Source organism: Collinsella sp. CLA-ER-H11 (assembly GCF_040092445.1).
Classification (GTDB): Bacteria; Actinomycetota; Coriobacteriia; order Coriobacteriales; family Coriobacteriaceae; genus Collinsella.
Map to the genome: position 1 here is coordinate 51,371 of NZ_JBBNLN010000007.1, position 14,520 is coordinate 65,890.

At 60.4% G+C, this 14,520-nt stretch carries 9 protein-coding genes; 1 reads left to right on the forward strand and 8 read right to left on the reverse strand.

Features of this window, described 5'->3' with window-relative positions:
- Window positions 1-49 precede the first annotated feature (49 nt).
- From AAAX35_RS06455 to AAAX35_RS06475, 5 genes are all read right to left on the reverse strand, one after another.
- Window positions 50-763: a response regulator transcription factor gene (locus tag AAAX35_RS06455; RefSeq protein WP_055310151.1), complete on the reverse strand. Its 714-nt coding sequence runs from the start codon at window positions 761-763 to the stop codon at window positions 50-52.
- A 4-nt stretch (window positions 764-767) separates the two neighbouring features.
- Entirely contained in the window at window positions 768-2,393 is a 1,626-nt protein-coding gene (locus AAAX35_RS06460; protein ID WP_349117117.1) for an ATP-binding protein, read from the reverse strand.
- Between the two features lie 112 nt (window positions 2,394-2,505).
- The gene (locus AAAX35_RS06465) at window positions 2,506-2,700 is read right to left on the reverse strand and encodes a hypothetical protein (RefSeq protein WP_349117118.1); all 195 of its coding nucleotides are present in this window, start codon (window positions 2,698-2,700) and stop codon (window positions 2,506-2,508) included.
- Between the two features lie 60 nt (window positions 2,701-2,760).
- On the reverse strand, window positions 2,761-4,788 hold the full coding sequence (locus AAAX35_RS06470) for a KUP/HAK/KT family potassium transporter (RefSeq protein WP_195363688.1): 2,028 nt from the start codon (window positions 4,786-4,788) through the stop codon (window positions 2,761-2,763).
- A gap of 158 nt (window positions 4,789-4,946) precedes the next feature.
- Complete coding sequence (locus AAAX35_RS06475; protein ID WP_271747497.1) at window positions 4,947-5,822, reverse strand: nitroreductase family protein; 876 nt, start codon at window positions 5,820-5,822, stop codon at window positions 4,947-4,949.
- A gap of 213 nt (window positions 5,823-6,035) precedes the next feature.
- Here AAAX35_RS06475 and AAAX35_RS06480 point away from each other — a divergent pair, with 213 nt between their 5' ends.
- A complete protein-coding gene (locus tag AAAX35_RS06480) occupies window positions 6,036-8,336 on the forward strand; it encodes an LTA synthase family protein (protein ID WP_349117119.1) in 2,301 nt (766 codons plus the stop codon).
- Between the two features lie 678 nt (window positions 8,337-9,014).
- Here AAAX35_RS06480 and AAAX35_RS06485 read toward each other — a convergent pair.
- From AAAX35_RS06485 to bilS, 3 genes are all read right to left on the reverse strand, one after another.
- Window positions 9,015-11,597, reverse strand: a complete 2,583-nt coding sequence (locus tag AAAX35_RS06485; protein WP_349117120.1) for a fibronectin type III domain-containing protein — start codon at window positions 11,595-11,597, stop codon at window positions 9,015-9,017.
- Between the two features lie 159 nt (window positions 11,598-11,756).
- Window positions 11,757-13,103: a hypothetical protein gene (locus tag AAAX35_RS06490; protein ID WP_349117121.1), complete on the reverse strand. Its 1,347-nt coding sequence runs from the start codon at window positions 13,101-13,103 to the stop codon at window positions 11,757-11,759.
- An 801-nt stretch (window positions 13,104-13,904) separates the two neighbouring features.
- Window positions 13,905-14,456, reverse strand: coding sequence for a flavodoxin family protein BilS (gene bilS, locus AAAX35_RS06495; RefSeq protein WP_349117122.1), 552 nt, complete (start codon window positions 14,454-14,456; stop codon window positions 13,905-13,907).
- Between the last annotated feature and the right edge of the window lie 64 nt (window positions 14,457-14,520).

Here is a 14,520-nt window from a genome sequence, read left to right on the forward strand (position 1 = left end):
ATATAGACCGTATTTCACCGCAACTCATAGTGGGATGGCGGACGCCGTCCTACCCTTGGGTGACCAGGCGGTAACCGATGCCCACGTGCGTCTGGATATAGCGCGGATGCGCGGGGTCGGACTCGATCTTCTTGCGCAGCGTGCCCATAAAGACGCGCAGGCTCGCCAGGTCGCTCTTAGTTGCCGTGCCCCAAATCTCGTGCAGGATAAACTGGTGCGTTAGTACCTTGTCGGCGTTATGTGCCAGCAGGCACAAGAGCTTGTACTCAATCGGCGTCAGATGCAGCTCCTCGCCATCCATCGTGGCAATGCCGGCATCAAAGTCGATATGCAGCTCACCGGCATCGAACGTGCCCTCGGATGCAACGCCGCCCGATTGCGCATACGAAAGGCGCCTGAGCGTCGTGCGAATGCGCGCGAGCAGCTCCTCGACCGAAAACGGCTTGGTCAGGTAGTCGTCGGCGCCGGCATCGAGTGCGCGAATCTTGTCCGCATCCTCGCTACGCGCCGATACCACGATAATCGGCATGCCCGACCATGCGCGCACCGACTCCACCACCTTGACGCCGTCCATATCGGGCAGACCCAGGTCGAGCAGCACAATGCTCGGTGCCTGCGATGAGGCGGCAGCGATGGCGGCATGGGCGGTCTCCACGGCCATATGACGCAAGCCGTGCGCCTCGAGCGCGGCAACAATAAGATTGCGGACAGCGGGGTCGTCCTCAACGACCAAGATGAGCGGTTTTACGGCAGAGTTCGGCACAGCGCTACTCCTTATCAAACGAAACGTCGGCGACGGGAAGCTCAATCGTAAAGACCGAGCCGTGCGGGTCCGCCGCGGCAACCTCTATGCTACCGCCATGCGCCAGCGCAATGGAGCGGCAGAGCGAAAGCCCCAGGCCCACACTACGGTGGCTGTCGGCCAGGCCATGGTTGGCGGTATAGAACGACTCGAAGATGCGCTCGCGATCCTCGGGTGCGATGCCTGGACCATCATCGGCCACCGAGCACGCCACGCGTCCATCGTCGACGCTAATCGAAATCATGATATGCGAGCCTGCGGGCGTATAGGTGATGGCGTTGTTCACCAGATTGACCACCAGCTGCACCATCAGGCGCGCATCGACGTTGACGAGCGCCGGCTCATCGCACGCCACCACCTTAAGGTCGTGCTCGCGCACGGCAGGGTTCACGTGGCGCAGCGCCTCCTCCACGATATCGTCCATGAGCTCGAGCGTGGTCGACAGGCGCATACCGCCGCCCTCGAGCTTGGTGATGGCGAGCAGGTTCTCGACGGTGGCGTTGAGCCATTGCGCATCCGAGCGAATGGACAAGAGCAGGCCGCGGCGCGTTTGGGCGTCGAGCACGGCGGTGCCGGTCGAGCCCTGGTCGAGCAGCACATCGGCATTGCCCGAAATACTGGTGAGCGGCGTGCGCAGGTCGTGCGAGATGGAGCGCAGCAGGTTGGCGCGCAGCTGCTCATTTTTGGCAAGCACCGCCGCCTCCTCGCGGGCCTCCATGGCGCGGGCGCGGTCGAGCGCCAGCTCGCCTTCGCTCACGATGGCATCGGCAAGTGTCCGCTCCTCATGCGTCAGCACGTCGGGCTCGGCAACGATAGCCAGCACGCCCACTACCGAGGCGGGATCGCCCGAGCGGACGAAGCCGTTGCCCGTGCGAACCGTCAGGTAGATGCCATAAAACGCCGAGCCGCCAAACGTGGCATCGAGCGGCGTTCCCACATAGGCGGACGCCGAGAGCTGCGGCGGCATCTGCGGCGCCAGTTCATGCACCGGTGCGGCATCGCCCACGGCCGTGTATGTCGCACGCGGCAGCAGGTCATCGCCCTCGGCGTCGGCGCTGTACCACACGACCGGACAGCCCGAAAGACGCGCCAGCTGCGTCGCCATGGCATGGACAATCTGCTGCTGATCGGCGCACCGCTGCAGCATGCGGTTGGTCTCGAGCACCATATGCGTGCGGCGGTCGCTGGCGGCAGCCTGTGCCAAGGCGCGGCGCAGGGCCAACGCAATCGAGCTCGACACAAGCGAGACCACGAACATGATGAAGAACATGCCGGGATAGCCGCGGTCGATAAGCGACAGCGAGTAGCGCGGGTCGACAAACAAGAAGTTGTAGAGTGCCACGGCGGCAGCCGAGCTCAGCAAGCAATACAGGCGACTCCAGGTAAAGAATGCGCACAGCTGAACGGCGAACACATAGACGATCATGATGCTCGGCGCGAGACCCGGATGGTCGAGCAGCGCGCCCACAATCGTCGCCGCGACCAGCAGCCCCACCGATACGCAAGCGTCATACAGAGGAGTGCGGCGCGTCAGCGTTGTGCGCCGCCACCAAAAGCTATCGGCAATATCGCCGTCCGTACGGACGTCCATCAGCGCCCCGCCCCTCTCTCGAAAACAAAAACCACCACAAAGGGACAGGCACCTTTGTGGTGGTTTCCCCTTGTGGTGGTTCCAAGTGTAAAGCCTTTGCAACCTGCGGACGTTAGACAAACAGCACGTGCGCGAGCAGTGCGCACACGCACGCCGCTCCAAATACCAGTGCCACGATCGAGATCACGCGGTCGGCCATGTCCATGTTGGCACGATTCGTAAAGAACCGATCTTCGGCGGCGTCGACGCGCGCCTCACGCACCATTTCGACCACCGCCTCACGGCCATCGAGCGCCTTTGTATCCATGTTTACCTCCCCGGCCCCATGCTTATCCATCAAAAACCAACTCCGTGTAGCCGCCAACGTCTACGGCCGCTCGTTGGGAGCCAGGCGTTGCATCTTGTTCACGGCCTTGAACTTGGTGAACAGCGGCACGTACTCAAAGCTCACGTTGGAGTTCTCCAGGCCGTACCAACGCGCGGGCGTGCCGGCGGCGCGGCGGATGATGTACTTGAGCGTGATGGCCGTACGCTCGCTGGGCTCCACATCGCTTTCGGGCGCCAGAAGCTTACGGATCAGGACGAACTTGAACGTGCCGATGTTGCCCGGATCCTTGTAGACCGAGTAGTCATGCGTCTGCGGCGGCAGCTCGCCGGTGGCAGCCAGGTCCTGAACAACCTGACGCAGGTAGGCATTGACGCGCTGGTTGATCTTGTAGCCCAGGTACAGATGCACGCGGAACACGTAGTCGGTGCCGAACGTCTCGACCGAATAGGCAAAGGTATGCGGCTCGTCCATGGTCTCGACATTCACGAACCACCAGGCGCGGGCGCGCTTGGGATGCTTGTCCAAGATCGAATAGACGATATCGCGGTCGATGTAGTCGGTATGGGTGTCCTTGGTCAGGTACACGACGTTGTCGCTCATGCGCTCGTAACGGTCGTCGTCACGCAGGCGCTTGAGCTGCGGCAGGTAGCTGCGCAGCGGCAGCAGCGTAAACTGGCGCTGCTCGACCGCCGTGCCGTTGTACCAGCACACCATAATGCCCATGATGAGTGCAGCCATGAGGATGGTGAAGTAACCGCCGTGGAAGAACTTGGTGAGCGAGCTCACGAAGAAGAAGCCTTCGAGCAAAAGGAAGAAGGCCGCGAAGATCCACGGAGCAACCTTGAGCTTGCGCTCCTCGTGCAGGTAGAAGAAGAGCAGCAGCGTGGTGCACATCATAGTCAGCGTAATGGCAAGGCCGTACGCGGCTTCCATATGCGCCGAGTTCTGGAACAGCAGCACCACGATGACGCAGCCGACAAGCATGACGTTGTTGACCATGGGGATGTAGAGCTGGCCCTTGGTCTCGGCAGGGTAGAAGACCTGCATGTGCGGCATGAGATCCAGACGGCTGGCCTCGGACACCAGCGAGAATGCGCCGGTGATGAGCGCCTGCGAGGCAATGATGGCCGCGACGGTGGAAAGGCCGACGGCAAACGGGCGCAGGCCCGGGGCGAGCATCTGGTAGAACGGGTTGAGGTCGGCAATGCCCATGAGCTCGGGGTTGGCAGCGTTGTTCATAAGCCAAGCGCCCTGGCCCATATAGGAAAGCAGCAGGCAGCACTTAACGAACGGCCAGGTAGCGTAGATGTTGCCGCGGCCGACGTGGCCCATGTCGGAGTAGAGCGCCTCGGCACCGGTGGTGGCGAGGAAGCAGCTGCCCAGAATCATGATGCCCGCGTGGTTGTTGGGGCTCAACAAAAAGGCGATGCCGCGGAGCGGGTTGAGGCACAGCAGCACGGCGGGGTGCTGTAAGACAAAGAACAGACCCGTGCCGCCCAGGAATAGGAACCACAGCGTCATGATGGGGCCAAAGGCGTGACCGATCTTGGCCGTACCGATGCGCTGTACCAAGAAGAGCACGATGATGATGGCGAGCGTAATGGCGACGACGCGGCCCTGGTCATCGCCCAGCACGGCATGGACCGCCGGGATGGTGCGCAGGCCCTCGATGGCCGTGGTAACGGTAACGGCCGGCGTCAGGATGCCGTCGGCGAGCAGCGCGGCGCCACCCAGCATGGCGGGGATGATAAGCCACTTGCCGCAACGCTTGACCAGGCTGTACAGGGCAAAGATGCCGCCCTCACCATGGTTATCGGCGCGCAGCGAGATGAGCACATACTTGATGGTGGTCAGCAACGTGACCGTCCACACGACAAGGGAGAGCGCGCCGAGCACGAACTCCTCCGTGACGCTTCCGATGCCGCCGTTGCCGGCAACGAGCGCCTTGGTTACATACATGGGGCTGGTGCCGATATCGCCGTACACCACGCCCAGCGTGACGAGCATCGCCGAGATGCTCACAGGAATCGCAGCGTGCGAGGCTGCCTCCTTGGCCTTTTGTTCCATAAGCCGGTTTCCTCCCAACTTTAATGTTCGAAGGGATTATAGGTAATCGGCCCATGTTTTAATGCACTGTTTTCCCAGCTAGATAAAGATTTATACAGTCTTTAGGCTACCGCGGCGATATGGAATGCAGCAAAGGAACTATCCCTTTGCCGCATCTGTCATTTTCCGAGCCAGTTTTTGAACCACCACTCCATGGATCGGCTCATCTCGGCCATAAAGGGACTGGTGTGTTTGCGGGTGTAGATATCCACCACGCGCTCGCCCACCTCGCGGGCATGCGGGCGAAACATCGCATCCATCTCGGCCACCTGTGCATCCATAGTCGCGGTATCGGCGCGGCGATAGCGCTCCTCGTGCACCAGGTTCACCACGGGATGTGCGATTGCCGGGCGCTCCTTGCGGGGCGTGCCGATGATGAGCATCGATAGCGGCATGGTATAGGGCGGCAGATCGAGCAGCTCGGCAACTTCCTCGGCGTTCTCCACGATGTCGCCAATGTAGCAGCTCCCCAGGCCCAGGGCCTCGGCGGCAACCACGGCGTTTTGCGCAGCGATCACGGCATCCTGCGCCGCGATGGCAAAGTCGCCCAGACCCGGTGCACAACGGGGCGACTTGCCCGTGCGCTCGACAAACTCGGGCTCAAAGCAGCCCACGTGCTCAAACAGATCGATCCACTTGGCATAGTCGACCACAAATATTAGTGCCCAGGGCGCCTTGGCGATCATGGGCTGGTGGTCACACAGGTCAGCCAGACGGTCCAGCGTAGCCTGCTCGCGAATGCTCACGATGGAATACATCATCATGGCGCCCGCCGACGGTGCGCGGCTCGCCGCATGCAAGATCGCCGCCCGCTGCTCGTCGGTCACCGCTACGGGACGGTCGCTGTCATCGCGCGCGAAAGCACGCGTGGACGAGCGGTGTTCCAAGATGTCCAGCGCCGCGTTGCCCGTAGTCTCGACCGGATAGCCGCCCGCGTCCACGCCCACAGCTCCGCCGCAGTACTCGGCGCCCGTCATACAAACCTGCTCGCCCATAGCTCTATCCTCGCTAATTCTTTAAGAAGCCTTTACGTTTCCGTGTAATTCCCGTCCATTATCGCGCAGGTCGCCACTACATTGCGCCACACCGCCACACGTGCGCGTTAATATGGCTGGTTGTTGTGCGCAGCCACCAATTGCAGCGCATATCTTGGTAACAATCGGGTAAACCCCCGCTTTCGTAGGTTTTAGTTTGTGAGGAGTCTCAGCATGTTCGCAGCCGCCATCTCGCTCGTCGGTCTTGCGGCGACCGTCTACCTTGTTTTGCGCGAGGCCAAGGCCATTCGCGCTCAGTCGGACACCGTTGCCAAAAGCGCTCTTGGGTGGAGCGTCGCCTTCGGCCTGTTCCAGCTCTTTTTGACCATTTGGGGCGCCATTGGCCTCGTCGCCCAAAACGAGCCGCTCGCCTTTGTGATGCTCATCCTGACCAATGCCATTCTCACCGGTTGCGCCTGGGCCAGCATCGCCCGCGACCGCATCGCCCCGCGCGTCTTTGCGTTCGCTGCCACCGATGCCCCCGCCCCCACCGGCAAGCTTGCCCGCCTGCGCGGCGCCTTTGTGGGCAAACCGCTCGTCGCCGCTGTCTTGTGCCTGCTGCTCGCCGGCGTCTTTGCGCTGCTGGGAATGGAAGTCTCGTCCAACCACGACTTTACCTGGGTCTACCCCCTGTGCATCCTGCTCGAGTGGGCCATCATCACCGTGCTCATGACCGGCCTGTTCTTCCTGTTCCAGCGCCACGGCGCAGCTCCCGCGGTCCTGGCCTTTGCCCTCTTTGTCCTGGGCATTGCCGAGTTCTTCGTCATCACGTTTAAATCCATGCCCATCCAGCCGGGCGACCTTTCGGCCATCTCCACCGCCGCCGCGGTCGCCGGCACCGGCTACACCTTCTCCATCTCGCTGTTCTGTGTGCTGTCCATGGGCTTTACCGCCATCGCCATGCTGCTGTGCGAGTACGCCGGCCTGGTGGCACCGCACCGTCAGAAGGGTGCCGCCAACGCCAAGCGCATGCTGCTCACCAACCTGCTCGTGGCAGTGCTGTGCCTGGGCGGCGTAACCGCGCATGTCACGCTCATCGACTACTACAACACCCTCGGCATCACCGTCTACACCTGGCGCCCGCTCGAGAGCTACTGGCGCGAGGGCTACCTGCCCGCCTTTATTAGTGCGGCGCAGTCCATCAAGCCGCCCAAACCCGCCGACTACTCCGTCGACGATGCCAAGGCCACGCTCAAAAAGTACGCCAAGGCCTACGACAAGTCCGACGCGGCCAAGAGCGACGAGCGCGCCGCCGCAAAGGAGCAGTTCGACAGCGAGAAGCCCACGGTCATCGCCATCATGAACGAGACCTTCTCAGACCTTTCGATCTACCAGAACATGCGCGCCGGCTACGAGGGCCCGCAGTACTTTAAGAACCTGTCCAACTGCCTCAGCCGCGGCAAGCTCTATGTGAGCGCCTACGGCGGCGGTACCGCCAATACCGAGTTTGAGTTTATGACCGGCAACTCCATGGCCAACCTGGGCTCGGGCGTGTACCCCTACACCATCTACAACATGGAGACGACCGGGAACCTGGCAGAACAGTTCAAATCGCTCGGCTATTCCACCACGGCCATGCACCCCAACCACGCGACCAACTGGAACCGCGAGAACGTCTACAAGGACTTTGGCTTTGACCAGTTCCTGTCTATCAATGACTTCCAGGGAGCCGACACCCTGCGCGGCATGGTGACCGACCAGGCTACCTACGACAAGATTCTTGAGCTGCTCGACCAGAACGCCGATCCGCAGTTTATCTTCGACGTGACCATGCAGAACCACTCGGGCTACGATACGGGCCTGCTGCCGGTCGACAAGCAGATGCACCTGAATATCGACACGACCGATTTGGACGCCAAGACCGTCGAGGACGGCACGCTCTCCGATGTCGACGAGTATGTCTCGTGCATCGAGCAGTCCGACCAGGCGCTGCGCTACTTCCTCAACGCCCTGAGCAAGCTCGACCGTAAGGTGGTCGTGGTGTTCTGGGGCGACCACCAGCCGTTCTTCCCGTCCAAGTTCAATGACAAGTGGTTTACCGGCGAAGACGATGCTACGCATCAGGAGCGCCTGTGGCAGACCGACTACATCATCTGGGCCAACTACGACGTTGCCGGCTGCGACCAGACGAGCGAGACCGACGCCCTGTCCACCAACTACCTGTCCACCCAGCTGATGCAGCTGATCGGCGCCCCGCTGACCGACTACCAGAAAGCGCACATGACGCTGCGTAAGTCGCTGCCCGCCATCAACTCGGTGGGCTACGAGGACGCCAGCCTGCGCTGGGCGCTCTCCTCCAACGTCACCGGTGACGACGCCGCTGCCGCAGCCGCAACCAAGGCGCGCGAGGATTACGCCAAGATGCAGTACTACGAGATGTTCCGCGACGGCAAGAACGTGTACACCGAGCACTTCCAGACCGAGGCCAACGAGACCGACCCCAACCTGGCGCCGGGTACGACCAAGATCAAGTAGCGGCGCGTCTTAACTGGTTCGTCTGCCCGGCGACGCGGAACGTAAGGTTCCCTGCTCGGTCAGTCCTGCGCAAGACGAAGGCCACATTAAGTGGCCTTCTTTGCGTGCGGAACTCGCGATGAACCTTATATGCCTCCGCCTGGACAGACTCCCTGATGTTGGGGCGTGGCTTGTCTTGGGTGTATCGCCGAACATATATAAGTTGAAGGCCACGTTATGTGGCCTTCTTTGTTTGCGGAAAGTGTGTCCCGGAATTCTTGTCTGGAATGGGATGCAGTTTCCACTTGGGACCCGATTGGGAAAGTGTGTCCCACTATTCAGCTGGATTCCGGGATGTATTTTCCGGTTGAGGCTCGTTGGGAAAGTGCGTCCCACTTTGGGGGCTGATTCTGGGACGTGGTTTCCGGTTGGCTCTCATTGGGAAAGTTCATCCCATTTCTCGGCCTAATTATGGGACGCAGTTTCCCGTTGAGGACCCTTTGGGAAAGTGCGTCCCGGTCTGGGCGCTCAAACTGGGATGGATTTTCCGGATGAGGGCTTGACGGAAAATGTGTCCCGTTCCGGGCGCTAATTGTGGGATGCAGTTTCCGCTTGCGGAGTCTCCACTCAACAGAAAACCCGGGTGGCCTGTTTTTTGGCTACCCGGGTTTTTGGGTTGTCGATATGTTCGACTGGCTACTAGTGGGTCTTGCGGCGCTTGATCAGCATGATGAGGGCTATCACTACGAGCGTTGCTCCCGCTGCTGCTGCGGTGGCGACTAGAGCGAATGTTTGGTCGCCGGTGTTTGCGAGGTTCTTCGCTGTGGTCGTAGTCTTGACCTTGGTGTCGGTCTTAGCTCCGTTGTCGGACTTGGGCTTGTCCGGGTTCGTCGGGGTCTCAGGAGTCTCGGGGTCCTTTGAGCCTTCGGAATCGGTTGGGCCGGCGGTGTTTACCAGCGTATGGTCCAGGAACTTCTTGGCGCCCGCACTTGCCTGTGAGAACAGGCGGCGCGTGCGGATCGGGGTGGCGTTCACCGTTGTGGGCGCCGTCTCCCCGGCCTCGATATTCACGAGCGTCGTGCCGGTGTCGAGGCCCACGTCGTTGTATCCCACGTGGCAGTAATACTGCGCACCGTCATCGTCTGCGGTCAGGTCAATCTCGAGCTTTGAGGCCGTTCCAGCCGCGAGGTTGCCATCGGCACCCACGAGCTTAAACTCTGTCTCGCCGCGGCCCTTGCGGTACCACATATAGGTCGGTGCCAGCCCTGTTTCGCTATCGTCGGCACCGAGTTGCTTCACATGGCCAATCGCCGAGAGCGTCAGGTGGCTTCCCGCCGTGCGCTCAACCGAAGAGTCGTATCCAAGATCCGACCCCTCCGCAGCATCCGCCGCAGGTCCGCTCACGGTCATCGTCATGCCATCGGGCATGGTCTTGACCGTGATGATTGCCGAGCGAATACCTGTTTCGGTCGTGGATCCATTCTTAACGGCGGCGATGGCGAATCGATACTCCGTATTGGGCTGCAGCCCATCCCACTTGAGCGAGGTCTGCGTGTTGTCGGCAATCTTCCAGCTATTGACGACCGCATCCGCCGCATTGCTCTGCAGCATGCCCACGCCGTAGCTAAAGCCACTCTTGTTTGCGAGTACATCGTCCCAGCTAAACGTAACGCTGGTCGAATCGACGGCGTTTGCCGTAAAGCCCGTCACGGCCGGCGCGTCGGGCATCTCGACGTCCTTAACGTCATAGCCCACGATCCAGAACTGGTCGGTGTCCTTGGTGCCGAGCTTGTCGCCCGAGTCTGCCTCGAACTTGTCGACATCCACCGCGTTGACGCCCAGACGCCACACAAAACCGTACTTGCCCTGCGCGGCCTCGGGCAGGTTGTCGACGGTGCCGCCGTATTCGGTCGATTCACTCGAGGAGTTACCCGTAGTAAAGCCGGCGTTGGCACCAAAGCACAGGCCGCCAAACAACTCGTGCTTTGCGAGCTTCGCGCCCATGACAACGCTGCCGTTCAGCGTCAAGCCGAGCTCGAGCTCCTGCTCCTTGCCCTCCTCGACTTCGATGGTCTGCTCAATGCTCGCCCCCGACTGCGCGGCGGCGCCGTTAAACCCATCGTGCGTGTAGGCGCGCGTTACGCCAGGCTTGCCCAGGCCAAAGGAATCCCCAACGGGAGTCTCGCCGTTGAGCGTCGTTTGATAGGTTCCGGGTTCTCCCGACCGGTTGGTCAAAAAGTAGCTGAGCGGCGTCATATTGTGCTGTTTGGCAATGCGGTCATAGGCCTCGACATTAACGACCGAGGTCTGCGCGCCGAGCGACACGGGCGCCGCCATCACGCCCTTGCCACCAGTTTCCTCATTTTCGATCTCATACTCGTAATAGACCATCGGAATCGTGTAGAGCACGGTCTTGTCACCCTCGCCGGCATGCGACTCATAGCTTACGCTTGCGCTGACCGTGCGCTCGCTCCGGTAGTCATAGCATCCCTCGGCGGCAAAATCGACTGAAGCATTCATCGCGACCAGGGGCGGACCGGTCTGCACCTCGACGGCAACGCCCAACTCGGCGCCAATGGTATAGCCCTGGGATGTCCCCGTGCCCTTTTCCTCTCCGTATGACGTGCCGCCCAACACCAGATAGCCGTATGCCTGCTCCAGATCCTCAACATAGGGCGCATCCTGCAGCACGGCAAGCACGCGCGGGTTGGTATAGACCTTGTAGCGGTCCTTGTACGTGATCTTGACGCTGTCGTTGTCGACATCGGGCAGCGCGAGCGAGATAAATGTGCCGTAGGTAGTGCCGCGACGGTTGCTCTCGCTAATCACCTGCTCCTCGCCGCGGCGCACCTTTCCGTTCTCGTCGAGCGAAAAATGCGAGGCGGTCATCCAATAGTAGTCATCGTTCTTGCGCAGGTCCTCGTCGCGGTGCTTGCCCACCACGGCGATAAAGCTCTCGTTATAGCGGTCCGAACCCGAGACGCTGCCCGCCTTGACGTCGCTGATCCACACCTGCTCTATACCCTTGTGGTCATGCTTGTTGCTGCTGTTGTATTGCTGACCGCTCATGCTCATGGTTCCGACCATGGACCCCAAGCCCTGAGCCCCGCTCTGTGCCGTGTTGCAGGCAAAGTCGCGGAACACATCGCCGCCCACGAGCACCTCGTCGACCGCCAGCTGCTCGGACAGGCCGTCAAGGTTGGCAGTGGCAAGGGCAATAGGCGCCAAGGTGCACGGATAGCGCTTATCCTGAGCGCTATCTTTCCATGCGCTGTTGGGCACATGCGTCAGCCCATAGGAGGCGAGGAGCCCATCTCTGTATTCCTTGCAATCGGAAAGCTTGAACTCGCCAGACTCCGAGTCAAAATACGCGTAGCGGTACAGCGCGCCGTACAGCCCCTTGCTGCCGTCAGAAGCGCCGTAATCAAAAGCGCTGCGTTGTCAGTCATAGCCCGCAAGAATAAAGCCCGTGACGGTTTCACCCGTCTTCTTTCCTTCTTCATCGTAGGCGGCAAACGTGCCGAACGTCGCATTCGCAGCGACCATGGTCTTGCCGTTCGCGGAGAGGGAGATTGCGCCCGCGTCGCCCAGAGCATCGACATGGACGAGCGCACCCTTGGATGCATCCCACGAAAACAGCTCGCAATGCGTCGACTTATCAATATTCTTCTTGCCGTAGGGTGCCGAGACCACGATGGCGAGGTCATCGCAAAAATCGCGATCGAGGTCGCCGGCCGCTAGCGAAACGACAGGAGCTGACTGAAGCTGCGTCCAGGAGTCGTTCCCGCCCTTGTTGTGCGTGGTGTAGTCCGCGGCGTTACCGGCATCGATCTTGACGACGCTTTGCTTCCAGTTGCCGCCCTCCAAGTCATACATGTCGACTACAGCCTTGCGCACGCCGTTCTCGTCGACATAGCAGCCCGCGTAGACAAAAAGCTCGTCGACGCCGTCGCCATCGACATCGCCCGCCTCGACATCAAAGACGGCGTCGTGCTCTTGCAGGTAACCGGCATCCAGGTACTTAAAACGGCCTTCGTACATCATATTAGTGTTGACCGTCACCGGCAGGTGTGTGTCGAGAGTGCGCGTACGCCCGTTGCTAAACGAGTAGAGGACCAGCTCAACCTTTCCGGCGTATGACTTGCCGTCAATCGTCGTGGAGGAACTGTCGCCGTAGGCACGGAGCTCGGCAACGCGGCCCTTTTTGCCCGTGCTGGCGTCGCTGCAGAACTCAACACTCGTGGCGTGAATGCCCGAGAAACCGTTGTTGTCGTTGGCGAGTACTGTTGAGGACTCATTGTTGCTTAGGTACGACCAGGTGCCGCCACCGTAGTCGCTATGCTTGTAGAGATCGCTGTTCGTATCGAAGTTGTTGACGTTTTGCCAGAACTTTGCGGCGCCCCACACACTTCCATAGCCATCGGTGAGTTTGCTGCTGCCGCCAATGTCACCGCGCTCGACGTTCTCGAGCTTGTCGCGCAGAGCGTAGCGATTGCCATGGCTACCGTTAGCTGCCATATAGACCTCGCTGCGCGTGGCAAACGTCGTGGGGGTATCAGTGGAATAGGGGCCAACGGTATCGGCCGGAATGTCCTCGCTCGTGCCCAGACCCAGGGCTTGATAATCCTGCTCGGTCATATCGGTGATTGCGGGCGCGTCTGCCGCCTGGGCAACCTGGGGCGTGACCGTGAAGCAGGCGACGCTCGTGGCGATCAACGCAGCAAGCGCCGCCGTCCCAACAAGCGGGATTTTCGACAGCCTACGGATACGGGGGTGTGGAACGTACATGAGGGACCTCGCTTTATTCGAGTGGAGTGGACTCATTTTTGCAAATGATACATCCGATGCCCGATATCACGTGTCTCATTTTCGCCAACGGCGTGTCTCATTTTTGAGAATCCGAGATGCCGCGGAAATCTTATCCCAGCTCAAAGGCCATTTCTGGGATGTATTTTCCGTCGAGTGCCTCATCGGGAAACTGCATCCCATTTCAAGCGTCGATTCTTGGACGCACTTTCCCCTTAGACCCTCAACCGGAAACCGCATCCCACTTTGAGCGCAAATTCCGGGATGCATTTTCCGCTTGAGCCTCATTGGGAAACGGCGTCCCACTTTGAGGGCTGATTGTGGGATGCATTTTCCGGTTTTGCTCTCATTGGGAAAATGCATCCCGTTTCTTGACCGAATAATGGGACGCAATTTCCCGTTGGAGCGCCTTTGGGAAAGTGTGTCCCACTTCGACCGCCCAGAGTGGGATGCACTTTCCGCAAAGCACCTCAACGGGAAACTACGTCCCATTCCAAAGGCAAATTCCGGGACGCATTTTTCGAAAGCCTGCCCATCCGGAAAGCCCGTCCCACTTTGGACGCATCCGGGCACGGAACCATCGACCTATCAGGCCTCCCATCAATAAAGAGGCGTCCTCCCGGACGGCGGGGCACGAAGTTCATCGCGAGTTCCGCACGCAAAGAAGGCCACTTAATGTGGCCTTCGTCTTGCGCAGGACTGTAGAGCAGGGAACTTCGTGCCCCGACGCCCGGGAGGACGTTTCATTTAGAAAGATGGACCGACCGCCGTCAGCGATGGGAGCTACTCCCCCAGCACGGCCTTTTTGGCGGCTGCGGCCATGTTGCCCAGATCCTCCTTGGTGGGATGGTCCTTCGCGGCAACCCAGTTGTCGAGCAGCATCTTAAATCGGGCGTTGTCGGGATCTTGCTCGAGCATGGCCTCGTAGCGCTGCTTGACCGCGGGGCCCATCTTGCCCTGGCACATCGCCCAGCCCGCAAGCTCGGCATCCTCGGCCAAATTGGAAGTTACGCGGTCGATAATCTGCTGATAATAGCTCTGGTCGGCCCCAAAGCCGCAGGTGCCAAACAGGAACACGCGCTTGCCGTGCAAGGCGGAGAGCAACGCCGCGACCGAAGGCGTGCACGCGCCCTTGTCGCACCAAAAACCGACGAGCACCGTGTCGGCCGTGCAGGCGCCCTGCGCCTCGAGCGCAACCTGATCTGCATCCGCATCATCGCTCAACGCCGCGGCATGGACAAACTCAACACCCGCAGCCTGCAGAGCGCGCTTGATCGCGCCCGAAACCATCCTGGTATTACCGCTCTTGCTGTTAACCACCAAAGAGCACGTCATAGTCACGCTGCCTCGTTTCCCCCAAAACTAAAGCCACTAATGCAATTTATTAGATGAATATCTT